The sequence below is a fragment of the Streptomyces sp. NPDC102467 genome (assembly GCF_044765445.1).
GTDB lineage: Bacteria > Actinomycetota > Actinomycetes > Streptomycetales > Streptomycetaceae > Streptomyces.
In genome coordinates this window covers 70,069-92,741 of sequence record NZ_JBIWKA010000022.1, presented here as the reverse complement: position 1 = coordinate 92,741, position 22,673 = coordinate 70,069, and the positions used below count along the sequence as shown (strand labels likewise).

Here is a 22,673-nt window from a genome sequence, read left to right as displayed (position 1 = left end):
GTGTCCGCGTCCGTGTCCGTGTGTGCTCGTTCTGGTACTCGTGCCGGTCACTCATGGCCAGATCCTTTCAGATCATGTCCGTCTGGCCAGTCGTCCGGGCCTGGCCCCCCGCCGCATGGTCGTATTCATGGACACGAACAGGAAGTGGATCGTCGCCGCGGGGGCCGCCCTCGCCATCGTCGTCGCCGGTGCCTTCAGCACGCTGGCGGGGCTGCTCGTGGGGCCGCTGCACGAGGAGCTCGGCTGGTCGCGGTCGGCTGTCGGGCTCGGGTCGCTGGTGAACATGGTGGTGTACGGGGCCACCGCGCCGTTCGCCGCCGCGCTGATGAACCGGGTCGGCATGCGCAAGGTCGCCACCGGTGCGCTCGGCCTCGTCGGCGGCGGGGCGCTGCTCGCCACGACCATGACCGCGCCCTGGCAATTCGTTCTGTACTGGGGGGTGTTGGTGGGTCTCGGGACGGGAGCCACGGCCACCACGTTCGCGGCGACCGTCACCGAGCGGTGGTTCGTGGCGCGGCGCGGGCTCGTCGCCGGGCTGCTCACGGCGGCCAGCGTGGTGGGGCAGTTCGTGTTCCTGCCGCTGCTGTCGTGGGTGATCGACGCGTGGGGGTGGCGGGCCGCCGCCTACGGCCTCGCGTTCGCCGCCGCGGGCGCGCTGCCCCTCGTCTACGCGGCCGTACGGGATCCGGAGGCCACGCCTCTGCACGACAACGTACGAATCAAGGGAGCCGTCAACTTCCTTCGTAGCGGCCCCTTTTGGCTGCTCGCCGGAACGTTCGCCGTCTGCGGCGCCTCCACCAACGGCGTCATGTGGACCCACTTCGCCCCCGCCGCGCACGACCACGGCATGCCGACGACCGTCGCCGCGTCGCTGCTCTCCCTCATCGGGATCTTCAACGTGGCCGGGACCGTCACATCCGGCTGGGCGACCGACCGCTACGACCCGCGGAGGCTGCTCGCCGCGTACTACGCGCTGCGCGGGGTCAGCCTGCTCGCCCTGCCCCTGCTGCTGAGCTCGACGGTCGACCCACCGCTCGTCGCGTTCACCGTCACCTTCGGCCTCCTCGACGTCGCCACGGTGCCGCCGACGATCGCCCTGTGCCGCGCGCACTACGGCACCGACGCCCCGGTCGTCTTCGGCTGGGTCAGCGCCGCACACCAGGTGGGCGCCGGCTCCGTGGCGTACGTCGGGGGCGCCGTGCGGGACGTCTTCGGCTCGTACGACCTGGTGTGGGTGGGGGCGGGGGTGCTGTGCGCCGTGGTCGCGCTGCTCGCGCTCGTCATTGAACGCGGGCAGCGTCAACCATGCTCGCCCGAGGCCCAGTTGACCGCCTAAGGCACGCGCTCTCCGGTGTGCTCCGCTACGCGCTCGGCGAGCGGCTACGCGATGCGCGTCAGAACGTTCGCCGCGTTGTTGCCGGTGCTCGACTCCTGGCTGCTCGTGGCGACGGTGTTCGCCAGGCGCACGGTGCCGCCGCCGTGGGAGGGGGCCTTGCCGACGATCTCGAGCCGGATCGTCTTGCCGGGGGCGAGATCGCCGACGTTCAGCGCGATGCGCCCGTCGCCGGTCAGGGTTTCGGTGGCGTGGCCCTGACTGATGCGGTGGGCGACGTACTTGATGCCATTGGGCATGGTGGTGCTGGACCGCACGTTCTTGGCGGTCGCCTTGCCGCCGTTGGTGATCTCGACGACCCAGCGCTGCTCCTGGTCGTGGTCCAGATGGGACGGACCGGTGGCGTCGACGCGGACGTCGGCGAGCTGCTGCTTCCCGGAGGTACCGCCACCCCAGGCCTTGCCGTGGTCCTTGTTGTAGGACTTGGTCCAGTTGTCGGCGTAGCCGCCGCCGTAGTTCTTGACCCACGCGTCGCCGTAGTTGCCGCCGGTGTCCGCGGAGGCGGCCCCGGTGGCGGTGAGGGACACACCGACGGCGCCGGCCATGGCGAGCAGGGCGACGGCGCCACGGCGCCGGAGGGAATGGCTGCGGGTGCGGACACGGACGGGGGCAGAACGGTGAGCCATGGGATCGGCCTTTCGTCTGAGGAGACCCGGCAACAACCGGAGCGAGGTCTCGGGAGCTGTGGTGGTCGCGCCGTTCTCGGTGCGACCACCCACCACCCTGCCGAGCCCGCGGCACCGCCGGAGCGAGCGGAGGTCCCGGGGCGGGGGCCTTTCGCCCCTGTCCCCTTCCCGCGCCCGCGCACCGTCCGGACCGGCCGCCCCGGTTCGCCCGTGGCCCGCCTTCGCTCCGCGGACGAGAGAACCGTCAGGACCTTCGACTCATGGGCCAGTGGCGCCAGTTACGACTCTTTGCCCTTGATTTACTCATCCGGCCGACCGGATCCGTAGGGGATGTAACGAAGCCCCAGCGGACGTGTCACGGCGAGAAGCGACCCCACGACGACCCCACGACGACCCCACGACGACGCCACGACCCCCGTACCTGAACTCAGCGCCTACACCTGCGACAGTGGCCGCGCGATGTCCTCGAGCGACCGCCGCTCCGCGCGCACCGCGAACGCCGCCGCCACCAGGCCCCCCAGACACATCAGCGTGGCGCCCACCGAGAACGCGAGCACCGTGTCGCCGACCTCGCCGCTCTTGGTGAGGCCGGCGAAGAGCAGCGGTCCGCTGATGCCGCCGGCCGCCGTTCCGACCGCGTAGAAGAAGGCGATCGCCATCGCGCGGGTCTCCATCGGGAAGATCTCCGAGACCGTCAGGTACGCACTGGACGCACCCGCCGACGCGAAGAACAGGACCACCGACCAGCAGGCCGTCAGCGTCGTCGCCGTCAGCGATCCGCGGTCGAAGAGCCAGGCCGTGCCGAAGAGCAGCAGACCGGAGAGCAGGTACGTGGACGAGATCATGATCCGGCGGCCGACCGTGTCGAAGAGCTTGCCGAGCAGCAGCGGGCCCATGAAGTTGCCTGCGGCGATGACCACGAAGTAGTAGCCGGTCGAGCCGGTCGGAACGTCGTAGAACGTGGTGAGGATCGCGCCGAAGCCGAACGTGACCGCGTTGTAGAGGAACGCCTGCCCGATGAAGAGGGCCAGGCCGAGCGTGGTGCGGCGCGGATAGTCACGGAAGACGGTGCGGGCGATCTCCCCGAAGCCGATGCTCTTGCGCTGCCGGATGGTGATCTCCCCTGCTGGGGGCGGGAGTTCACGTCCGTCCTGCTGCGCGCGCACTTTGTCCTCGACTTCCGTGACCAGTGATTCGGCCTCCTCTCCCCTGCCGTGGATGAACAGCCAGCGGGGGCTCTCCGGCACGTTGCGGCGCACGAGGAGGATCACCAGGCCGAGGACGACGCCGAGGGCGAAGGTGAGCCGCCAGCCGATGTTCTTCGGGAACAGGTCGGTGTCGAGCGCGACGATCGAAAGGAGCGAACCGCCGATCGCGCCGAGCCAGAAGCTGCCGTTGATGATCAGGTCGACGCGGCCGCGGAAGCGGGAGGGGATCAACTCGTCGATGGCCGAGTTGATGGCCGCGTACTCGCCGCCGATGCCGAAGCCGGTGAAGAAACGGAAGACGAAGAACCACCACGGGGAGAACGAGATCGCGGTGAGAGCCGTCGCCGCGAGGTAGACGGCCAGGGTCAGCAGGAAGAGTTTCTTGCGGCCGTACCGGTCGGTGAGCCAGCCGAAGAAGAGGGCTCCGACGCAGGCGCCCGCCACGTACAGCGCGGCGGCGATACCCGTGACCTGCGCGGATGAGATCGGCAGGCCGCTGCCCGGCTCGGACAGGCGCCCCGCGATGTTGCCGACGACCGTGACTTCGAGACCGTCCAGGATCCAGACGGTGCCGAGGCCGATGACCACCGTCCAGTGCCAGCGGGACCAGGGGAGGCGGTCCAGGCGGGCCGGCACGGAGGTGGTGATCGTGCCGGGGGCGGGCGGGCGGTGCTTCTCGTGCTCCAGGGACATGTACGCCCTCCTCGTTGAGGGAACTGACCCCGTACGTGTGCCCCGCCAGGGGCGCGGGGAACTGCGCGACCAGCCACGACACACCGGCACCCGGCCACGTTCCCCCGCATGGCAGACGCGACGCCCTGATCGCGGAGACCCACCGACCCGCTGATGCCCGGAGGGCTTACGCCCCGAACCCCCTCGACACCGCGTAGATCAGCAACCCTGCCAACGAACCGACCACCGTGCCGTTGATCCGGATGAACTGCAGGTCGCGGCCGATGTGCGCCTCGATCTTGCGGGACGTGTGCTCGGCGTCCCAGCCGGCGACGGTGTCCGTAATCAGGGACGTGATCTCGGCGCGGTACGTCGTCACGACGTACACCGCCGCGCCCTCCACCCAGCCGTCGACCTTGGCCTGCAGCTTGGCGTCGGTCGCCATCCGCTGCCCGAGCGAGAGCAGCGACGCCCGTACCCGCATCCGCAGTTCGCTGCGCTCGTCCTCGGCCGCCGCCACGATCATCGAGCGGACCGCGGACCAGGTCGAGGCGATCAGGTCCTGCACCTCGGAACGGCCGATCACCTCGGACTTCAGACGCTCCACCCGGGCCCGCGTGTCGGTGTCGGACTGGAGGTCGCCCGCGAAGTCCTTCAGGAAACGGTCGACGGCGCCGCGCGCCGGGTGCTCCGGCATGTCCCGCATCTCGGTGACGAAGCGCAGCAGTTCCTTGTAGACGCGCTCGCCGACCCGCTTGTCGACGAAGCGGGGCGTCCAGCCGGGGGCGCCGCCCTGCACCGCGTCCGTGATGGAGTCCGAGTGCAGGACCAGCCAGTCGTGGGCCCGCGTGCACACCAGGTCCACGACCCGCTTGTGGCCGCCGTCGGCGACGACCTTCTCCAGCATCTTTCCGATGCCGGGCGCGATCTCGGCGTTGTCGGCGCGGCGCGTGATGGCTTCGCCGACGACCGCCTGGACGTCGGAGTCGCGCAGGACGGTCAGCGCGCCTCTGAGCGCCGTCGCCAGCTCCGCCGTGACGCGGTCGGCGTGCTCGGGTTCGGCGAGCCAGGCGCCGAGCCGGGATCCGATGCCGACGGCGCGCAGCCGGTCGCGTACGACATCGCCCGACAGGAAGTTCTCCCCGACGAACTCGCCGAGCGAGACGCCCAGCTGGTCCTTCTTCGTGGGGATGATCGCCGTGTGCGGGATGGGCAGGCCGAGGGGGCGGCGGAACAGGGCCGTGACCGCGAACCAGTCCGCGAGCGCGCCGACCATGCCCGCCTCTGCGGCCGCCGCGACATAACCGGCCCAGGCGCCCGCGCCCGAGTGCCCCGCCCATGTCGCCAGTACGTAGATGAGCGCGACGAAGACCAGGAGACCGGTCGCCGTCAGCTTCATACGGCGCACCCCGCGCTGCTTCTCCTCGTCGGCGGCGCTGAACTCGCCGGTGAAGCGGCGGCCGGTGCGGGATGGGCCGGGGGCCGGGCGGGCAGACTCCCCTGCGCCCGCTTCACCCCTTTCACCCCTCGCGGCCCCGCCATCTTCCGCCAATCGGGGCGTACTCGGGTCCGCGACCCGGGATGCCTCTTCCTCGCCGACCCGGGACGCGCCCTCGTCGCCGACCCCAGACGCGCCCCCGTCGCCAACCCGGGATGCACCTTCACCCGCCCCTCGGGGCGCACCCGCGTCCGCCGCCGCATACACGGCAGGCCCCATCGGCACGGGCTTGCCGAGATCCGCTGCCTCGGGCCCGCCCGTCCCCTCCGGCACGGACCCGCCCGGCTCCGCCGCCACGGACCCGCCCGTCCCCTCCGGCACGGACCCGCCCGGCTCCGCCGCCACGGACTCGTCCGACTCACCCGTTCCGTTCCCTACGCCACCGGCCATCCGGCCCGCTCCGTCCACGTCATCGCCATCGCCTCTGTCATTCCCCTCACACATTGTCCCTTCCTGACCTACTCCCGGAACGAACCACAAGTTCCCGGCGTCTGAATGAACGGAGGGGGGCACTGTCGGCCTCGTCCCGCCCCATGACGCATCATGGGTTCATCACACCGGAGCCTCGGGCTCCCCCTGCCCGAGGAGACACACACCGCATGGCCAGGCGTCACGGTTATGCCTTGTTGGCCGCGCTCGTCGCGGTCGTCGTAGTGATCTCGGCCGCCATATACGTCGCTTTCTCCGGCGTCCTGCGCGGCGACGAAGGCTCCGTCCAGGCGGGCGGCGCCCATCCGCACGGATCGGCCGCGCCCGCGTCCACCGGCACCTGGGCGGGCAGCTGGTCCGCCTCGCCCGCGGGAGCCGAGCCCGGCACGGAGACGACTGGTTTCTTCGGCCGCTCCCTCCGCAACATCGTGCACACCAGCATCGGCGGCACCGGTGCCCGCATCACGCTCTCCAATCTGTACGGGCAGCAGCCCCTCAGCATCACGCACGCCTCCCTCGCCGTCGCCTCCGCGCCGAACAACCCGACGGCGCTGGCCGGGACGGTGCGCCGGCTGACGTTCTCCGGGAACACCTCGGTCGTCATCCCCGCCGGTGCGCAGGTCATGAGCGACGCCGCACGCCTTCAGGTGCCGCGCGACGCGGACATGCTCGTCACCACGTACTCACCGACGCCGTCCGGGCCGGTCACCTACCACCCGCAGGCACGGCAGATGTCCTACGTGGCCCAGGGCGACCGCACCGAGGACCCCAGCGGCGCGCTGTACACCGAACAGAGCCCGTACTGGCGCTACCTGACCGCGCTCGACGTGCTGAGCCATGAGGCGGAGGGCACCGTCGTCGTCGTCGGCGACTCGCTCACCGACGGCATCACCTCCACGATGGGCGCCAACGTCCGGTGGACGGACATCCTGGCCGACCGGCTTCGCACGGAGTCGGGTGCCCCGCGCTACGGCGTCGTGAACCAGGGAATCAGCGGCAACCGGGTGCTGTCCGACGGACTCGGCCGCCCCGCCAACAACCCGAGCGGCCTGTCCCGCTTCGACCGGGACGCGCTCAGCCGCACCGGCGTCCGGGCCGTCGTCATCGACCTCGGGATCAACGACATCCTGCGCAACCCGCAGCAGAACGACCCCGACCAGATCGTGGAAGGCCTGCAAGAGCTGGTCCGGCAGGCGCGCACGCGCGGGCTGCGCGTGATCGGGGCGACACTCATGCCGTTCCAGGGCCACCGGGGATACGAGCCGCACCTCGAAGCCGTCCGCGAGGGCGTGAACGCGGCGATCCGCAGCGGCAAGGTGTACGACAACTACGTCGACTTCGACAAGGCGCTCCGCGACCCGTACAACCCCCGCAAGCTGCTCCCGCGCTACGACTCGGGCGACCATCTGCACCCCAGCGACGCCGGGTACAAGCGGATGGCGGACCGGTTCGACCTCGCCGGCCTGAAGGGCTCCACCGGCGCGGAGCTCTAGTAGCACCCAGCCGCCCCGGGGTCAGTCCCGGTGGCGGCGGTCCCGGCGGTCCCGGCGTTCCTCCATGCGGTCGAGGTGGTCCTCCATCCGCTCCCGGTGCCGCTCGAACCGGTCGGCGTGCAGCTCGTGGTGGCGGTCGCGGCGGCCCTCCAGCTCTCCCCTGCGCTCGGCCCTGCGGTCCAGTTTGTCGCGGCGGCGCTCCTCCTTCAGGCGCAGCCGCTCCGCCCGCGTGACCTTGCGCTCCACACCGACGCCACCCCAGAACGCGAACCCGCTCACCACCACCCGCGGCGCCCCGGGATCCCCCGGCACGCCCTCCTCGCTCTGGTCGAAGCCGCCCATGATGCCGATCCCGCGCACCACGACCTCGACGCCGGGCGGCACCACCACGTTCATCCCGCCCATGATCGCGACGCAGTTGACGACGACCTCGCGGTCCTCGAAGTTCGCCTCGCGCAGGTCGATCTCGCCGCCGCCCCAGAACGCGAAGCAGTTGAACCGCCGCGGCGCCGTCCACCGCCCCTTGCGCTGGAACCCGGACAGGATCCCGATCCCCCACGTGGAGGTGGCCTCGCCGCCGATGCGCGGCGACCAGTCGACGGCGCCCTCGGGCAGCGGCGCCTTCACCAGGTTCACCGGGGCGCTCACCCCGGCGCCGGGCAGATCGCGGGTCAGCGGCGCCAACTCCCCGTACGTACGCGCCTTGTACGTCGCTTCGAGCCGCTCCTCGAACTCCTCCATGTCGAGCCGGCCCTCGGCGAGCCCGTCCCGCAGCCGCTCCGCGACCTGTTCGCGGTCGGCGTCGGAGGCTCGTAGATCGGGGGTGCCAGGCACCTCGGAGCGCTCGGGCAGCGGTTCATCCGTCATACAACTCAGCCTACGGGCGTCAGGGCGCGACGGAAGCGTCCCGGGCGTACATCCGAGCGATCACGGCTTCGATGTCGGGCTCCCGCACCGAGAGGTCGACCAGCGGGCAGCGCTCCGCGATCGCGGCGACGAGCGGCGCCGCCGACCTGTCCGCCGGGAACGCCAGCCACTGACGGGCCCCCTCCACTTTCACCACCCGCGCGAACTCCACTTCCAGCGGCGGCAGTTCACGCTCCAGGTCGACGACGAGCGTACGCTCGACGACACCGCCGCCCACCTGGTGCAGGCCCTCCAGTTCGCCGTCGTACATCAGCCGCCCGTGGTCGATGACCATCACGCGGCGGCACAACTGCTCGATGTCGGTCAGGTCGTGCGTCGTCAGCAGCACCGTCGTGCCCTTCTCCGCGTTCAAGTCCCGCAGGAACCCCCGCACTTTGACCTTCGACACGACGTCGAGGCCGATCGTGGGCTCGTCCAGGTACAGCACCTCGGGGTCGTGCAGCAGCGCCGCCGCGATGTCCCCGCGCATCCGCTGCCCGAGCGACAGCTGCCGGACGGGCACCTCCAACAGCTCGCCCAGTTCGAGGAGTTCGACGCATCGGGCGAGGTTCTCCTCGTAGCGCCCGTCGGGAATCCGGTACATGCGTCGCATCAGCCGGTACGAGTCGATGAGCGGCAGGTCCCACCAGAGCGTCGTCCGCTGCCCGAACACGACCCCGATCCGGTGCGCGAGCCGTGAGCGCTCGCGCGACGGGTCGATGCCGGCCACCCGCAGCCGCCCCGCGCTCGGCGTCAGAATCCCGGTGAGCATCTTGATCGTCGTCGACTTCCCGGCCCCGTTGGGCCCGATGTAACCGACCATCTCGCCGCGCGGCACCGTGAAGCTCAACGAGTCGACGGCCCGCACCTCGCGCCGTTCCCGCCGCATGAAGCCCACCTTGCGCCGCACGTCGAAGACCTTCTCGACGCCGTCCACCTCGATGAACGCCTCGTCCTCAACCACCCTGTCGTCCCTTCGTGTTCAGCTTCCGGTACTGCGATATGCGCGCAGCGCCGCCCGCCAGGCGAGGCCCGCCACGCCCAGGCAGGCGCCCGCCACCAGCGGCGGCGCGAACGCGACCCAGCTCGGCAGGTCGAGCGGGTAGGGGCGGCCGAGGATGTAGAGCGCGGGCAACCAGTTCACGAAGGCCAGCGGCAGTACGAAGGTCACGCCGCGCAGCAGGTTGTCGCCGAAGACGGTCGGCGGGTACGCGAGCATGGCATTGCCGCCGAACGTCGCCGCGTTCTGCACCTCGGCCGTGTCCTGCGCCACGATCTGGAAGGACGCGCCCGCCAAGAACACGGCCGTGAAGATCCCGGCGCCGCTCACCAGGAGCACCGGTACGAGCAGCGCTTTCAGCGGGGTCCACGCGATGTCGAGCGCGACCAGCGCCCACGCCATGACCAGCAGGCCCTGGGTGACCCGGCCGAGGCGGCGCAGCGCGAACCGGTCGGCGCCGACCTGCGCGAGGATCGGTGCGGGCCGTACCAGGAACGCGTCAAGGGTCCCGTCCCGCACCCGGTCCCCGAGCCGGCCCAGCGTTCCGGCGAACAGGTCCGCGAGTCCGAAGGCGGCGCCCGATGTCCCGTAGAGGAAGGCGATCTCGGGCAGCGTGTAGCCGCCGAGCCGGTCCACCTGCGAGAACATGAGCAGGATGCCGACGAACTCCAGGCCTGTCAGGGCGAAGTTGCCGAAGGCCGTCATCACGAAGGACGCGCGGTAGGCCAGCGTGGAGCGGATCCACATGGCGCTGATCAGGCGGAACGCGCGTGCGCCGCTGCGGATCTGGCCGAGGCGGTCGGCTACCCGGTCAGGAGCCCAGACAGGAGCCCTGCCAGGAGCCCGGTCGAAGATCCGTTCAGCCACCTTGCACCACCACCCGTCGCGTCGCCGTCGCCTGTGCGAGGCGGCCGACGACGAGCAGCCCGGCGGCCCACGCGGCCTGGAAGAGGTAGCTGCCCAGCACCCCGCGCCCGCCGTGCGTACCCATCAGGACGTCCGCGGGCACCTGCAGCAGCGCCGACCACGGCAGCATGCGGGCCACGTCACCGATGGCGCCGGGGAAGACGTTCAGCGGCAGCAGCATCCCGCAGAAGAACGTGGCCGTGATGCCGTACATCTGCGCGACACCGCTCACGTCCATGAGCCAGAACGCGGACAGCGCCACGAGATAGCGCAGCGCGAAGCTGACGAGCATCCCGAGGAACACCGAGACGAGGAAGGCGAGCCAGGTCAACAGGTCGGCGGGCAGCGCCAGTCGGAAGAGCAGCGCGCCGATCGCCATCGGCACGACTCCCCGCGCGAGCAGTTGGAAGACGGCCCGCCCCAGATCCTGCGCCAGCCACCAGTACTGGAGGTCGGCCGGACGGTACAGATCGACGGCGATGTCGCCGCTGCGGATCCGCCCCGCCAGCTCGGTCTCGAACCCGGAGGGCACACCGAGCATCATCACCGAGAACATCGCCTGCCCCACCCACACGAAGGTGAGCGCCTGCGCCTGGTCGTATCCGCCCAGGTGGGGCCGCTCGTCCCAGAGCGCGATGTACGTGCACGCGATGATCAGACCGAAGACGGTGTTGGTGAAGACGCCGGCGAAGGTCGCCCCGCGGTAAGTGGCGTAACGCCGGAAGGCCCCGGCGGCGACGGCCGCGTACAGCCGTACTACTTGCACGTACGCCCCCTCAATCGGCCGAAGCGCAGGAGCCTAGTCAGTGCGGGCTCCGCCTGCCACGCATTTTCAGGGTGATGTAGGAGGCTTATGTGTCATACGAGGCGTACGTGACGTACGACGCGAATCAGGAGTTTCACAGGACATGAGCAGCGACGAGCCGCCCCAACCTGCGCAGCCCGAACGCACGCCCGAGCCCGCGCCGGCGTCCGGGCCGGGTTCCCAGGCCAAGACCAAGCGGCCCAAGCGCCCCAAGCGCAAGGGCTGGCGGCGCCTGATCCCCACCTGGCGGATGCTGCTCGGCACGCTGCTCGGTTTCGTCCTGCTGTGCATCGGCCTGTTCGCGCTCGGCTACTTTCTCGTGCACATCCCGCCCGCCAACTCGGCGGCGACCGCGCAGTCCAACGTGTACCTGTACGCCGACGGCACGCAGATCGCCCGCGACGGCGAGGTCAACCGGGAGAACGTGCAGCTCGCCCAGATCCCCAAGGCCACCCAGCGCGCGGTGCTCGCCGCCGAGGACCGCGACTTCTACAGCGAGTCCGCGATCGACCCGAAGGCGATGCTCCGCGCGGCCTGGAACACGGTCACCGGCAAGGGCAGGCAGTCCGGCTCGACGATCACGCAGCAGTACGTGAAGAACTACTACCTGGGCCAGGAGCAGACGGTCACGCGGAAGGTGAAGGAGTTCTTCATCTCCATCAAGCTCGACCGGGAGGAATCCAAGGACGACATCCTGGAGGGGTATCTCAACACGAGCTACTTCGGGCGCAACGCGTACGGGCTCCAGGCCGCCGCCCAGGCGTACTACGGCGCCGACGTCGAGGAGCTGACGGTTGCTCAGAGCGCTTATCTGGCAGCCCTGTTGAACGCACCGAGCGCGTACGACGTGATCGCGCACCCGGAGAACAAGGGACGGGCCGTGGCCCGCTGGAACTACGTCCTGGACGGCATGGTCAAGGAGAAGTGGCTGAGCGCCGCCGACCGCGCCGCGACGACGTTCCCGGTGCCCGACGAGGCGAAGGGAACGGCCGGCCTCTCCGGCCAGCGCGGCTACATCCGCGACGCCGTGAAGGACTACATCACCGACAACAAGATCCTCGACGAGGACACCCTCGCCCTCGGCGGCTACCGCATCACCACCACCCTGCAGAAGAAAAAGCAGGACGCCTTCGTGGACGCCGTCGACGACCAGCTGATGTCGCAGATCGACAAGAGCGCCCGCAAGGCCGACCGCAACGTCCGCGCGGGCGGCACCGCCATCGACCCGGCCACCGGCAAGGTCCTCGCGATGTACGGCGGCATCGACTACACGAAGCAGTACGTCAACAACGCCACCCGCCGCGACTACCAGGTCGGCTCCACCTTCAAGCCGTTCGTGTTCACCTCCGCCGTGGAGAACGGCTCGACCACGCAGGACGGCCGCACCATCACCCCGAACACCGTCTACGACGGCACCAACAAGCGGCCCGTCCAAGGGTGGGACGGCGGCTACTACGCCCCCGAGAACGAGGACGACGTCTCGTACGGGCCCATCACCGTGCGCACCGCCACCGACAAGTCCGTGAACTCCGTGTACGCGCAGATGGCCGTCGACGTCGGCCCCGGCGAGGTCAAACAGACCGCGACCGACCTGGGCCTGCCGAGGACCACCCCCGACCTGACCGCGACCCCCTCGATCGCGCTCGGCCCGGCCACCGCCAGCGTCCTCGACATGACCGAGGCGTACGCCACGCTCGCCAACCACGGCAAGCACGGCACGTACACGATCGTCGCCGCCATCAGCAAGGACGGCACCGACGTCGACCTGCCCGAGCGGAACACCCGGCAGGCCGTCAGCCGCGAGTCCGCCGACACCACCACCTCGGTCCTGCAGTCCGTCGTGGAGGGCGGCACCGGTACCGCCGCGCAGGCCGCGGGCCGCCCCGCCGCCGGCAAGACCGGCACCGCGGAGGAGGACCAGGCGGCCTGGTTCGCGGGCTACACCCCGGACCTGGCGACCGTCGTCTCGGTCATGGGCCAGGACCCGGACACCGGCGCCCACACCTCGCTGTACGGCGCCGCGGGCCTGCCGCGCGTCAACGGCGGCGGATTCCCGGCGCAGATCTGGGCCCAGTTCACGAAAAACGCCCTGGCGAACAAGGAGGCCACCGACTTCGACCTCGAACTGGAGCAGGGCTCCGAAGACGTGCCGCCCCCCGCCACCACCGCACCCTCGGCCACCGGCTCCGGCTCCGCCTCCCCCGACGAGCCCAGCACCGGTGCACCCAGCGACGGCGGCACGGCGCCCACCGGCGGCACGGACGAGGGCCAGGACCAGGGCTCGACGCAAGGCGACACGGAAGGCGGGACGGACGGCGGCGGGTCGACGACCGACGGCGGCGCCACGGACGGCGGTGGCGCCGACGGCGGCACGGACACGGGCGGCGCCGACGTCGGCGGCCTCACGGGCGGCGACGGCGGCACCACCACAGGCCCGCTCAATGCCCTGACGTCGCCTTCAGGCCGACGATCGCCACCAACAGCAGAGCGATGAAGAACACGCGCGCGGCCGTCGCCGGCTCACCCAGCACCAACATGCCGACGATGGCCGCACCCGCGGCACCGATGCCCACCCATACGCCGTACGCGGTACCGATCGGCAGGGACTTGGCCGCGTAGGACAGCAACATCATGCTGGCGACGATCCCGGCGCCCGTGAACACGCTCGGCCACAGCCGGGTGAAACCCTCGGTGTATTTCATGCCGATCGACCAGGCGACCTCGAGAAGTCCGGCGATCACGATCAGGATCCAGGCCATGACTGGCACCTCCGTCAGTGGTTCTCAACAGGGGTGCGTCGTCTTTTCAGGTCCCGGTACGGCGCGTCTCGTCGGGGTCCATCCAACATAGCAAAGGGCAGACAGAAGGGGCTGGTGACCATGGTCACCAGCCCCTTCTCACCACATGTCGCAGCCGGTCGCGCTACAGGTACAGGCCCGTCGAGTCCTCGGAGCCCTCGAAACGGTCGGCGGCCACCGCGTGCAGATCCCGCTCGCGCATCAGCACGTAGGCGACTCCGCGCACCTCGACCTCCGCCCGGTCCTCCGGGTCGTACAGGACCCGGTCACCCGGCTCCACGGCCCGCACGTTCTGCCCGACCGCCACCACCGCCGCCCAGGCAAGGCGCCGGCCGACCGCCGCCGTCGCGGGGATCAGGATGCCGCCGCCGCTGCGCCGCTCGCCCTCCGCGGTGTCCTTCCGGACGAGCACGCGGTCGTGCAGCATGCGGATGGGCAACTTGTCGTCGTGATGGGTCTGCTGGCTCACGGCGACGAACCTACCTGCCCCACCACGATCCGTACGCCCCCGGGTCAGCGCTTACGACGCCGCGAGGTCACCGTGAGGAGCCCGACGACACCGACCACGACGAGCGCGGCCGGCACGATCCGCCCCAGGCGCGGCGCGCCCTCCTCCGAGACGAACTGCCCCTTCACGTCGGAGACGAGCCGGTTGGCACCGACGTACGCCCGACCGAGGGTGTGATCGACGTTCGACACGAGCTTGGCCTTGGCGTCGCCGACGATCGTCTTCGGGTGCACGCGCACCCCGATCTCGTCGAGCGTCTCGGCCAAGGTCTCGCGGCGGCGCTTGATGTCCGCCTCGATCTGCGCCGACGTCCGCGTATCCGGCGTATCCGACGTGCTGGACGTGTCCGACACCGCGCTGCCTCCGTGGTCGCTTCGTATCCGCTCGCTGTCCTGCGTTACGGCTGGGGGACAGTCTGTCAGCTCAGCGCCGTCACCACCCCACGGCACCCCTATTACGCTCGTCCGGAGTCACCCACCCGGTCACCCACCACGGTCACCCACCCGCGAGGAGATACGAGCGACATGAGCGAGCGACTGCAGCCCGGCGACACCGCCCCCGCCTTCACCCTGCCCGACGCCGACGGCAACGAGGTCTCCCTCGCCGAGCACAAGGGCCGCAAGACGATCGTCTACTTCTACCCGGCAGCGCTTACCCCCGGATGCACCAAGCAGGCCTGCGACTTCACCGACAACCTCGACCTGCTGGCCGGCGCCGGCTACGACGTCATCGGTGTCTCCCCCGACAAGCCGGAGAAGCTCGCCAAGTTCCGCGAGCAGGAGAACCTCAAGGTCACGCTGGTCGGCGACCCGGAGAAGAAGGTCCTCGAGGCGTACGGCGCCTTCGGCGAGAAGAAGCTGTACGGGAAGGTCGTCACCGGTGTCATCCGCTCCACGGTGGTCGTGGACGAGGACGGCAAGGTCGAGCACGCCTTCTACAACGTGAAGGCCACCGGACACGTAGCGAAGATCATCAAGGATCTCGGCATCTGAGAACCGCGGAAGCCCTGCGCGTCCGGACAACCCCGCCGGGTACCCACGCTGTGACGTAAGTCCCCTCTCCCGGGGACTTTCGTTTGCGCGCGCCATCACTGAGCAAGTGATCCCCTTGGAAGCGATGTATGTCCAGAGAAGGGATCGCCATGTCCACCGACACCGAGGAAGGGCCCCAGTCGCCCGACCCGGAGGCGGTCAAGCGTCACCGGGCGCTGTTCCGCGCCGTCAAGCGGCGCAAGAACCCGCCCCTGCGCCGCACCGACATCACCGTCACCGATGACACGGCGGTGAAAAGGGCGGTCAAGGCGGCCTCGCTCGGCAACGCCATGGAGTGGTTCGACTTCGGTATCTACTCCTACCTCGCGGTGACGATCGGACACGTCTTCTTCCCTTCCGGGAACGACACGGTCCAGCTGATCTCGTCGTTCGCGACCTTCGCCGTGTCCTTCCTCGTCCGGCCGATCGGCGGCATGGTCTTCGGCCCTATGGGTGACAAGATCGGCCGCAAGAAGGTCCTGGCGATGACCATGATCCTGATGGCGATCGGCACGTTCGCCATCGGTCTCATCCCGTCCTACTCCACGATCGGTTTCTGGGCGCCGGTCCTGCTGATCCTCTTCCGCCTGATCCAGGGCTTCTCCACCGGCGGCGAGTACGGCGGCGCGTCGACCTTCATCGCCGAGTACGCGCCCGACAAGCGGCGCGGTTACTTCGGCAGCTTCCTGGAGTTCGGCACGCTCGCCGGTTACGTCGGCGCGGCGGGCCTGGTCACGATCCTGACCTCGGTGCTCGGCAGCGACGGCATGGACTCGTGGGGCTGGCGCATCCCGTTCCTGGTGGCGGGCCCGATCGGCCTCGTCGGCCTCTACCTGCGACTGAAGCTGGACGAGACCCCGGCCTTCCAGAAGCTGGCGGACGAGTCGGCCCACAAGGCCTCGGAGGCGGCGTCCACGGTCGAGACGACGGCGAAGGGCGACCTCGCCAAGATCTTCCGCGACTACTGGCCGACGCTGATCCTCTGCATCTGCCTGGTCGGCGCGTACAACATCACCGACTACATGCTTCTCTCCTACATGCCGACCTACCTGTCGGACGAGATGGGCTACTCGGAGACCCACGGCCTCCTCATCCTCATCGCCACGATGATCGTCCTGATGTGCATCATCAGCCAGGTCGGCAAGCTCTCCGACCACTTCGGCCGCAAGCCGCTCCTGATGACGGGCATGCTCGGCTTCTTCATCACCTCGATCCCCTCGTTCCTCCTGGTGAAGAACGGCGCCCTGTGGGCGGTCTCGCTCGGCATGCTGATGCTGGGCCTGTCCCTGGTCTGCCTCCTCGGCACCATGTCGGCGGCGCTCCCGGCGCTCTTCCCGACGCAGGTCCGCTACGGCTCCCTCTCCGTCGGCTACAACCTCTCGGCATCGATCTTCGGCGGTACGACCCCGCTGGTGGTCACGGCCCTGATCTCGTGGACCGGCACCGACATGATGCCCGCGTACTACGCCATGGCCGCGGCTCTGGTCGGCGTCATCGCGGTCGCCTGCATGAAGGAGACGGCGCAGAAGCCACTGGCCGGCTCCCCGCCCTCGGTGGAGACGCAGGAGGAAGCAGCGGAGATGGTGGAGTCCCAGGCCCAGGCCCCGAGGTTCTGACCTCCCTACTCCGCAACCGCTCCACCGCTTCCCGGATCGGACCGTTCCGCATTTCGTGCGTGACGGTCCGATTTTCGGTTCGTTAGTCCGTACGAGAACGGAACTGGCGGTCGAGGGGGGCCCAATGGTGAGGCAGCGTTATACGCGGGAGCTGTTGGAAGAGGCGGCGCGGGAGTCTGCGTCGTGGGATGAGGCGGTGCGGTTCTGTGGGGGTGAGCCGACGCGGTACAGCAAGCGGTACCTGCGGGAGAAGATGCTGAAGGCGGGCATCGACGTCTCGCGGATCGCGACGCGGGCCGTGCGGCACACGGAGGAGGCGCTGCGGGAAGCCGTCGCCGAGTCCCGCAGCGTCAAAGACGTCGTGCGCCACTTGGGCATCAGCAATGTGGGCGGGAATCACACGCACATCAGTCGCCGCATCGCAGCGCTGGGCATCGACATCTCGCATTTCGTCAGCAAGCACGGCAAGGGTCCGGGAGCCCGCGGCGACGTGCTGGTCCTGCGGGAGCCCTGCGCCGGACGCACCCCCGGAGGCCGACTGCGCCGAGCCCTGCTTCAGGCCGGTACGCCAGAGGCATGCGCCGCCTGCGAGGCTGCCACATGGACCGGGCAACCGATCCCGCTGGAAGTCGACCACATCAACGGTGAATGGTGGGACAACCGGCCGGAGAACCTGCGGCTTCTGTGCCCCAACTGTCACGCGGTGACGGATACCTACCGAGGCCGAAAGCGAGGGGTGAAGTGAGCAAGTACCCACGTGACGTGCTCGCCCGAACGGCCAAGGAATCAACGAGTCTCGTAGACATGATGCGCAGACTCGGCGCGCCGCTCGGAAGCAAGCCCTACAGCTACTTGCGGCGCAGGCTCAGCCACTACGGGATCGACACCAGCCATTTTCAGGAGGAACCGCTCCCCGAGCGCCCGAAGCGGTCGTACTCCCGGGCGATCCTGGCGGAGGCCGCAGCTGACTCCAGCAGCATCCGTGAGATGTTCCTCCGTATGGGGATCCCTCCCGAGGACGGCCCGTACCAGCACGTCAAGCGAAGGCTCGCCCACTTCGGTATCGACACCAGCCACTTCCTGCCGTCACGCAGCCATCGCCGGTCAGGCCCCATCCCTCAGCAGGAACTCACCGTGGCCGTCGCAGCGGCCCACAGCCTGGCCGATCTCATGCGCCGCCTGGGGTACCCGCCGTTCAACGGGGCCGCACGGGCCAAGGCAGTACGCAGCATCGACGAGTACGGGTTGTCGACAGAGCACTTCACCGGACAAGGACACAACGCGGGGTGGCGTTCTCCGGCGCGCAGGAGCGCCGGAGACATCCTGATCCAGGCTCCCGCCGGCGCCCGCCGAACGCGCACAGCGCTCCTGCGCCGCGCCCTCGACGACACGGGAAGACCTCGCATGTGCGCCAGGTGCGGAGTGGGCGAAACGTGGCAGAAGAAACGACTGGTACTGGAGATCGACCACGTCAACGGCGACCCATTGGACAACCGGCAGACGAATTTGCGCTACCTGTGCCCGAACTGCCATGCACTGACCAGCACTTGGTGCCGCGGTGACAGGCACGCTCCCCCAGCGGGCGGCATCGCCGTACACTGACGAGGCGGATCACACCCGAAAGGCGTGATGTCCGTTTTATCGCGGTCGTGATGGAATGGTAGACATGTCGGGTTTAGGTCCCGGTGGGAGAAATCCCGTGAGGGTTCGAATCCCTCCGACCGCACGCGAAGGGGCGCTCCCGGCGGGAGCGCCCCTTGCCATATCCACTACTGGTCAGCCCACCAGCTCCCGCACCACCGGCACCAGCGCCCTGAACGCCTTCCCCCGGTGGGAGATCGCGTTCTTCTCGGCGGAGGTCAGCTCCGCGCACGTGCGCGTGTCCCCCTCCACCTGGAGGATCGGGTCGTAGCCGAAGCCGCCCGCGCCTGCCGGGGCGTGGCGCAGGGTGCCTCGGAGTTGGCCCTCGACCACGCGCTCCGTGCCGTCGGGGAGGGCGAGGGCCGCGGCGCAGGCGAAGTGGGCCGTGCGGTGGTGGTCCTCGTCGATGTCGCCGAGCTGGGCGAGGAGGAGGTCGAGGTTGGCCTTGTCGTCGCCGTGGCGGCCGGCCCAGCGCGCGGAGAAGATGCCGGGGGCGCCGCCGAGGACGTCGACGCAGAGGCCGGAGTCGTCGGCGACGGCGGGCAGGCCGGTGGCCTTCGCGAGGGCGTGGGCCTTGAGGAGGGCGTTCTCGGCGAAGGTGACGCCGGTCTCGCGGACGTCGGGGATCTCGGGGTACGCGTCGGCACCGACGAGTTCGTGGGGCAGGCCGGCGTCCGCGAGGATGGAGCGGAGTTCGACGATCTTGCCGTTGTTGCGGGTGGCGAGGATGAGGCGGGTCATGCCTCCAGTATTCACGCCCGCCCCGGCACCCGTTACGGCGTGCAGACCTTCGTCAGTTCGCCGGCCGCGTCTATGGCGGGGTCGACGTCGGGGGTCTCGTCGCCGTTCTTGATGGCGGTACGCACGTTGCCCACGGCCGTGTTGAGGTCGCCGACCGCCTTCGACACGTCGGCGTTGTCGGTCTTGTCGCCGATCTTGTCGAGGTTCTTGTCGATGGAGGCGAGCGCCTCGTCCGCCTGGCCCGGGTCGTTCGCCGCGCTGTCGACGGCCTGCTGGAGGTCGTTGACGCTGTCGGCGATGGCGTCGGCGGTCTGGACGCAGTCGAGTGCCTTGTCGACGGCGGAGCAGCCGACGGCGGCAGGCGCCACCATCAGTGCGGCGGCTGCCGCGAGTACGGCGATACGGCGGTGGCGGCGCGCGGACATGGAACGGTCCTCCCCTGAAGTACGGACGGGTGGACGGCGGTTGCTGGCGCGTGCCGTCCACTCATCCGTAGTGACGCAGTCGGCGGCCGAGTGGTTGCCGCTCTGCTTGGGGAGTTCTTTACCTAAGCGGTTTCTTTTCCGAGTGCGCCCTCAAGTGCCTTGCGCTGGGCGATGGCGAGCTCGTCGCAGCCCGAAACGGCAAGGTCCAGAATGGAGTTGAGTTCGTCGCGGGCGAACGGCTCGGCCTCGGCGGTGCCCTGGACCTCGACGAAGCGGCCGTCGCCGGTGCAGACCACGTTCATGTCGGTGTCGGCCCGCACGTCCTCCTCGTAGCAGAGGTCGAGGAGCGGTACGCCGCCGACGATGCCGACGGAGACGGCGCTGACCGTGCCGGTGAGGGGCTGACGGCCTGCCTTGATCAGCTTCTTGCCCTGGGCCCAGGCGACGGCGTCGGCCAGGGCCACGTAGGCGCCGGTGATGGCGGCGGTGCGGGTGCCGCCGTCGGCCTGAAGGACGTCGCAGTCCAGGACGATGGTGTTCTCGCCGAGCGCCTTGTAGTCGATGACGGCGCGCAGCGAGCGGCCGATGAGGCGGCTGATCTCGTGGGTGCGGCCGCCGATCTTGCCGCGGACGGATTCGCGGTCGCCGCGGGTGTTGGTGGAGCGGGGCAGCATCGAGTACTCGGCGGTGACCCAGCCCTCGCCGCTGCCCTTGCGCCAGCGGGGGACGCCCTCGGAGAAGGAGGCGGTGCAGAAGACCTTGGTATCGCCGAAGGAGACGAGGACGGAGCCTTCGGCGTGCTTGCTCCAGCCGCGTTCGATGGTGATCGGGCGGAGCTGTTCGGGCGTGCGGCCGTCGATGCGAGACATGTGATGAGCCTAGCGGGCACCGGCAGGGCGAAGGTCTTGAGGTGGTGGAGCGGCGGGGCGGGTGAGCCGGCTCCGGTGGAGCGGCCCGGACCGGCGTCGATGGGGGGAAACGGGAACGGCCGCCGCTCCCTGGTCGTGGGGGCGGCGGCCGTTCTCGCGGGGCCTGTTCAGTGACGAGGGGTCACATCATGTCTTCGATGTCGGCGGCGATCGGGTCCGCGTCGGTGCCGATGACGACCTGGATGGCGGTGCCCATCTTCACGACGCCGTGGGCGCCGGCGGCCTTGAGGGCGGCGTCGTCGACCAGCGACGGGTCCTTGACCTCGGTGCGCAGGCGGGTGATGCAGCCCTCGACCTCTTCGATGTTGTCGATGCCGCCGAGCCCGGCAACGATCTTCTCAGCCTTGCTGGCCATGTCGTTCTCCCTGTTGTTCCCTGGCCCCCCAGTGGGCCGCTTTGTCACGGTAACCCACGGTTGGCCCATCTTCGCGAGCGGTAGCACCGCCCGTGACGAAAGATGACGAGCACGTGGACCGACCCGCCCCGCGACTGGTCTACACCAGTAGCCAGAGTACCTAACGCCCGCCAGACGTGGCTTTCTACGGGAGGACGCCCATGAGCGCGAACGCCGCCGCAGCACCCCGGCCGAGCCCTTGGAGCAGCTTCTTCCAAGGGCTTCAGAAGATGGGGCGCAGCCTGCAGCTGCCCATCGCGGTGCTCCCCGCCGCGGGTATCGTCAACCGGCTCGGCCAGCCCGACGTCTTCGGGGACGACGGTCTCGGCTGGACCAATGTCGCCAAGGTCTTCGCGGGTGCGGGCGGCGCGCTGCTCGACGCCGACCTGGGCCTGCCGCTGCTGTTCTGCATCGGTGTCGCGATCGGCATGGCCAAGAAGGCGGACGGCTCCACCGCGCTGGCCGCGGTGGCGGGCTTCCTCGTCTACCGGGGCGTGCTGCACCAGTTCCCCATCGACTGTGCCGACGGGGCCAAGGCCGTACTGACGGGCTGTCAGGCGGCGGACAACACCGTCTCCGCCTTCCAGTTCCAGAACCCGGGTGTGTTCGGCGGCATCATCATGGGCTTCCTGGCGTCGTTCTTCTGGGTCCGCTACCACCGCACCAAGCTGGTGTCGTGGCTGGGCTTCTTCAACGGCCGCCGGCTCGTCCCGATCATCATGGCGTTCATCGGCATCATCTTCGCGGTGATCTGCCTGTGGATCTGGCCGCCGATCGGTGACGGCCTGGAGAGCTTCTCCAACTGGCTGCAGGACCTGGGTGCCATCGGATCGGGCATCTTCGGTGTCGCCAACCGCGCCCTGCTGGTGATCGGCCTGCACCAGTTCCTGAACGTGCCGCTGTGGTTCCAGTTCGGTTCGTTCACCAAGCCGGACGGTACGACCGTGCACGGCGACATCAACATGTTCCTCAGCGGGGACCCGAGCGCCGGCATCTACCAGACCGGCTTCTTCCCGATCATGATGTTCGCGCTGCCCGCGGCCTGTCTGGCGATGTACCACTGCGCGCGGCCGGAGCGGCGCAAGGCGGTCGGCGGCATGATGCTGTCGCTGGCGCTGACCTCGTTCGTCACCGGGATCACCGAGCCGATCGAGTACTCGTTCGTCTTCATCGCGCCGGTCCTTTACGCGGTGCACGCGGTGCTGACCGGTGTCTCGATGGCGGTGACGTGGGGCCTGGGCGTGCACGACGGCTTCAGCTTCTCCGCGGGTCTCATCGACTACGTCATCAACTGGGGCCTGGCGACGAAACCGTGGATGATCATTCCGATCGGTCTGTGTTTCGCGGTCGTCTATTACGCGATCTTCCGGTTCGCGATCACGAAGTTCGACCTCAAGACCCCTGGCCGGGAGCCCGAGGAAGAGGTCGAGGACGTCACCAAGGCGTAGCTGCCGCGACTCGCTCCCACGCGGCGCGAAGGGCCCTCGGACCACTGGTCCGGGGGCCCTTCGTCACGTCTGAGCCGAAGCGGACGCATATGTTCCAGACCACAGAATCAGCGGGTTCCTTATCTCACCTTCACCGTGCTACAACAGGTCTACACCACTGAGTGGTGTAGACCTTCTGGCTGCTGCCCACCCCCCTCTTTTCACCC

The 22,673-nt window shown here is 69.4% G+C and carries 22 protein-coding genes, 1 tRNA gene and 1 riboswitch; of the genes, 9 read left to right on the top strand and 14 right to left on the bottom strand.

Features of this window, described 5'->3' with window-relative positions; genetic code table 11:
• The first annotated feature begins 127 nt into the window (after positions 1–127).
• Positions 128–1,336: an MFS transporter gene (locus ACIREE_RS36630; protein WP_404162387.1), complete on the top strand. Its 1,209-nt coding sequence runs from the start codon at positions 128–130 to the stop codon at positions 1,334–1,336.
• A 44-nt stretch (positions 1,337–1,380) separates the two neighbouring features.
• Here the strand turns inward: ACIREE_RS36630 and ACIREE_RS36625 are convergent, their stop codons facing one another.
• From ACIREE_RS36625 to ACIREE_RS36615, 3 genes are all read right to left on the bottom strand, one after another.
• Entirely contained in the window at positions 1,381–2,019 is a 639-nt protein-coding gene (locus ACIREE_RS36625) for a hypothetical protein (protein ID WP_404162384.1), read from the bottom strand.
• Between the two features lie 434 nt (positions 2,020–2,453).
• Positions 2,454–3,920: an MFS transporter gene (locus tag ACIREE_RS36620; RefSeq protein ID WP_404162381.1), complete on the bottom strand. Its 1,467-nt coding sequence runs from the start codon at positions 3,918–3,920 to the stop codon at positions 2,454–2,456.
• A gap of 166 nt (positions 3,921–4,086) precedes the next feature.
• On the bottom strand, positions 4,087–5,616 hold the full coding sequence (locus ACIREE_RS36615) for a DUF445 domain-containing protein (protein WP_404162549.1): 1,530 nt from the start codon (positions 5,614–5,616) through the stop codon (positions 4,087–4,089).
• Between the two features lie 380 nt (positions 5,617–5,996).
• On the opposite strand from ACIREE_RS36615, the gene ACIREE_RS36610 reads away from it, so the two are divergent.
• Complete coding sequence (locus ACIREE_RS36610; protein ID WP_404162378.1) at positions 5,997–7,319, top strand: SGNH/GDSL hydrolase family protein; 1,323 nt, start codon at positions 5,997–5,999, stop codon at positions 7,317–7,319.
• A gap of 21 nt (positions 7,320–7,340) precedes the next feature.
• On the opposite strand, the gene ACIREE_RS36605 is transcribed toward ACIREE_RS36610, so the two are convergent.
• The 4 genes from ACIREE_RS36605 to ACIREE_RS36590 form a co-directional block, all read right to left on the bottom strand.
• Complete coding sequence (locus ACIREE_RS36605) at positions 7,341–8,186, bottom strand: DUF1707 domain-containing protein (RefSeq protein ID WP_404162376.1); 846 nt, start codon at positions 8,184–8,186, stop codon at positions 7,341–7,343.
• A 19-nt stretch (positions 8,187–8,205) separates the two neighbouring features.
• Positions 8,206–9,189 carry an ATP-binding cassette domain-containing protein gene (locus ACIREE_RS36600; RefSeq protein ID WP_404162373.1) on the bottom strand — a complete coding sequence of 328 codons (984 nt, stop codon included), beginning with the start codon at positions 9,187–9,189 and terminating at the stop codon, positions 8,206–8,208.
• Between the two features lie 18 nt (positions 9,190–9,207).
• The gene (locus ACIREE_RS36595; RefSeq protein ID WP_404162546.1) at positions 9,208–9,972 is read right to left on the bottom strand and encodes an ABC transporter permease; all 765 of its coding nucleotides are present in this window, start codon (positions 9,970–9,972) and stop codon (positions 9,208–9,210) included.
• Between the two features lie 112 nt (positions 9,973–10,084).
• Positions 10,085–10,897 carry an ABC transporter permease gene (locus ACIREE_RS36590; RefSeq protein WP_404162371.1) on the bottom strand — a complete coding sequence of 271 codons (813 nt, stop codon included), beginning with the start codon at positions 10,895–10,897 and terminating at the stop codon, positions 10,085–10,087.
• Positions 10,898–11,039: 142 nt separating this feature from the next.
• Here ACIREE_RS36590 and ACIREE_RS36585 point away from each other — a divergent pair, with 142 nt between their 5' ends.
• Positions 11,040–13,430, top strand: a complete 2,391-nt coding sequence (locus tag ACIREE_RS36585) for a transglycosylase domain-containing protein (protein ID WP_404162368.1) — start codon at positions 11,040–11,042, stop codon at positions 13,428–13,430.
• Here the strand turns inward: ACIREE_RS36585 and sugE are convergent.
• The 3 genes from sugE to ACIREE_RS36570 all read right to left on the bottom strand — a co-directional run bounded on the left by sugE (position 13,375) and on the right by ACIREE_RS36570 (position 14,595).
• Complete coding sequence (sugE, locus tag ACIREE_RS36580) at positions 13,375–13,695, bottom strand: quaternary ammonium compound efflux SMR transporter SugE (protein WP_363193268.1); 321 nt, start codon at positions 13,693–13,695, stop codon at positions 13,375–13,377. The genes ACIREE_RS36585 and sugE overlap by 56 nt on opposite strands.
• A gap of 32 nt (positions 13,696–13,727) precedes the next feature.
• Positions 13,728–13,791, bottom strand: a riboswitch (guanidine-III (ykkC-III) riboswitch).
• Between the two features lie 67 nt (positions 13,792–13,858).
• Positions 13,859–14,203 (bottom strand): GroES family chaperonin, encoded by a 345-nt coding sequence (locus ACIREE_RS36575; protein WP_404162366.1) that lies wholly within the window; start codon positions 14,201–14,203, stop codon positions 13,859–13,861.
• Between the two features lie 44 nt (positions 14,204–14,247).
• Positions 14,248–14,595 carry a DUF3618 domain-containing protein gene (locus tag ACIREE_RS36570; protein ID WP_404162364.1) on the bottom strand — a complete coding sequence of 116 codons (348 nt, stop codon included), beginning with the start codon at positions 14,593–14,595 and terminating at the stop codon, positions 14,248–14,250.
• Positions 14,596–14,766: 171 nt separating this feature from the next.
• On the opposite strand from ACIREE_RS36570, the gene bcp reads away from it, so the two are divergent.
• The 5 genes from bcp (at position 14,767) to ACIREE_RS36545 (ending at position 18,615) form a co-directional block, all read left to right on the top strand.
• Positions 14,767–15,234, top strand: coding sequence for a thioredoxin-dependent thiol peroxidase (bcp, locus tag ACIREE_RS36565; protein WP_404162362.1), 468 nt, complete (start codon positions 14,767–14,769; stop codon positions 15,232–15,234).
• 149 nt (positions 15,235–15,383) lie between these two features.
• Positions 15,384–16,889, top strand: coding sequence for a glycine betaine/L-proline transporter ProP (gene proP / locus ACIREE_RS36560; protein ID WP_404162359.1), 1,506 nt, complete (start codon positions 15,384–15,386; stop codon positions 16,887–16,889).
• 253 nt (positions 16,890–17,142) lie between these two features.
• Complete coding sequence (locus tag ACIREE_RS36555) at positions 17,143–17,634, top strand: HNH endonuclease (protein WP_404162357.1); 492 nt, start codon at positions 17,143–17,145, stop codon at positions 17,632–17,634.
• 59 nt (positions 17,635–17,693) lie between these two features.
• Positions 17,694–18,491: an HNH endonuclease gene (locus ACIREE_RS36550; RefSeq protein WP_404162355.1), complete on the top strand. Its 798-nt coding sequence runs from the start codon at positions 17,694–17,696 to the stop codon at positions 18,489–18,491.
• 41 nt (positions 18,492–18,532) lie between these two features.
• Positions 18,533–18,615, top strand: a tRNA-Leu gene (locus ACIREE_RS36545).
• Positions 18,616–18,665: 50 nt separating this feature from the next.
• On the opposite strand, the gene rdgB is transcribed toward ACIREE_RS36545, so the two are convergent.
• The 4 genes from rdgB to ACIREE_RS36525 all read right to left on the bottom strand — a co-directional run bounded on the left by rdgB (position 18,666) and on the right by ACIREE_RS36525 (position 20,980).
• A complete protein-coding gene (gene rdgB / locus ACIREE_RS36540) occupies positions 18,666–19,271 on the bottom strand; it encodes an RdgB/HAM1 family non-canonical purine NTP pyrophosphatase (protein WP_404162352.1) in 606 nt (201 codons plus the stop codon).
• Between the two features lie 32 nt (positions 19,272–19,303).
• Complete coding sequence (locus ACIREE_RS36535; protein ID WP_404162350.1) at positions 19,304–19,696, bottom strand: hypothetical protein; 393 nt, start codon at positions 19,694–19,696, stop codon at positions 19,304–19,306.
• 122 nt (positions 19,697–19,818) lie between these two features.
• On the bottom strand, positions 19,819–20,565 hold the full coding sequence (gene rph, locus ACIREE_RS36530; protein ID WP_404162347.1) for a ribonuclease PH: 747 nt from the start codon (positions 20,563–20,565) through the stop codon (positions 19,819–19,821).
• 181 nt (positions 20,566–20,746) lie between these two features.
• Complete coding sequence (locus ACIREE_RS36525; RefSeq protein WP_398513146.1) at positions 20,747–20,980, bottom strand: glucose PTS transporter subunit EIIB; 234 nt, start codon at positions 20,978–20,980, stop codon at positions 20,747–20,749.
• A 200-nt stretch (positions 20,981–21,180) separates the two neighbouring features.
• On the opposite strand from ACIREE_RS36525, the gene ACIREE_RS36520 reads away from it, so the two are divergent.
• Positions 21,181–22,467 carry a PTS transporter subunit EIIC gene (locus ACIREE_RS36520; protein ID WP_404162344.1) on the top strand — a complete coding sequence of 429 codons (1,287 nt, stop codon included), beginning with the start codon at positions 21,181–21,183 and terminating at the stop codon, positions 22,465–22,467.
• The last annotated feature ends 206 nt before the right edge of the window (positions 22,468–22,673 follow it).

Excerpts from the sequence above, each read along its gene's own strand:
- ACIREE_RS36630 (WP_404162387.1), top strand. The coding sequence starts at position 128 with ATGGACACGAACAGGAAGTGGATCGTCGCCGCGGGGGCCGCCCTCGCC.
- ACIREE_RS36625 (WP_404162384.1), bottom strand. The coding sequence starts at position 2,019 with ATGGCTCACCGTTCTGCCCCCGTCCGTGTCCGCACCCGCAGCCATTCC.
- ACIREE_RS36620 (WP_404162381.1), bottom strand. The coding sequence starts at position 3,920 with ATGTCCCTGGAGCACGAGAAGCACCGCCCGCCCGCCCCCGGCACGATC.
- ACIREE_RS36615 (WP_404162549.1), bottom strand. The coding sequence starts at position 5,616 with ATGGGGCCTGCCGTGTATGCGGCGGCGGACGCGGGTGCGCCCCGAGGG.
- ACIREE_RS36610 (WP_404162378.1), top strand. The coding sequence starts at position 5,997 with ATGGCCAGGCGTCACGGTTATGCCTTGTTGGCCGCGCTCGTCGCGGTC.
- ACIREE_RS36605 (WP_404162376.1), bottom strand. The coding sequence starts at position 8,186 with ATGACGGATGAACCGCTGCCCGAGCGCTCCGAGGTGCCTGGCACCCCC.
- ACIREE_RS36595 (WP_404162546.1), bottom strand. The coding sequence starts at position 9,972 with ATGTGGATCCGCTCCACGCTGGCCTACCGCGCGTCCTTCGTGATGACG.
- ACIREE_RS36585 (WP_404162368.1), top strand. The coding sequence starts at position 11,040 with ATGAGCAGCGACGAGCCGCCCCAACCTGCGCAGCCCGAACGCACGCCC.
- sugE (WP_363193268.1), bottom strand. The coding sequence starts at position 13,695 with ATGGCCTGGATCCTGATCGTGATCGCCGGACTTCTCGAGGTCGCCTGG.
- bcp (WP_404162362.1), top strand. The coding sequence starts at position 14,767 with ATGAGCGAGCGACTGCAGCCCGGCGACACCGCCCCCGCCTTCACCCTG.
- proP (WP_404162359.1), top strand. The coding sequence starts at position 15,384 with ATGTCCACCGACACCGAGGAAGGGCCCCAGTCGCCCGACCCGGAGGCG.
- ACIREE_RS36555 (WP_404162357.1), top strand. The coding sequence starts at position 17,143 with ATGCTGAAGGCGGGCATCGACGTCTCGCGGATCGCGACGCGGGCCGTG.
- ACIREE_RS36550 (WP_404162355.1), top strand. The coding sequence starts at position 17,694 with ATGATGCGCAGACTCGGCGCGCCGCTCGGAAGCAAGCCCTACAGCTAC.
- rdgB (WP_404162352.1), bottom strand. The coding sequence starts at position 19,271 with ATGACCCGCCTCATCCTCGCCACCCGCAACAACGGCAAGATCGTCGAA.
- ACIREE_RS36535 (WP_404162350.1), bottom strand. The coding sequence starts at position 19,696 with ATGTCCGCGCGCCGCCACCGCCGTATCGCCGTACTCGCGGCAGCCGCC.
- rph (WP_404162347.1), bottom strand. The coding sequence starts at position 20,565 with ATGTCTCGCATCGACGGCCGCACGCCCGAACAGCTCCGCCCGATCACC.
- ACIREE_RS36525 (WP_398513146.1), bottom strand. The coding sequence starts at position 20,980 with ATGGCCAGCAAGGCTGAGAAGATCGTTGCCGGGCTCGGCGGCATCGAC.
- ACIREE_RS36520 (WP_404162344.1), top strand. The coding sequence starts at position 21,181 with ATGAGCGCGAACGCCGCCGCAGCACCCCGGCCGAGCCCTTGGAGCAGC.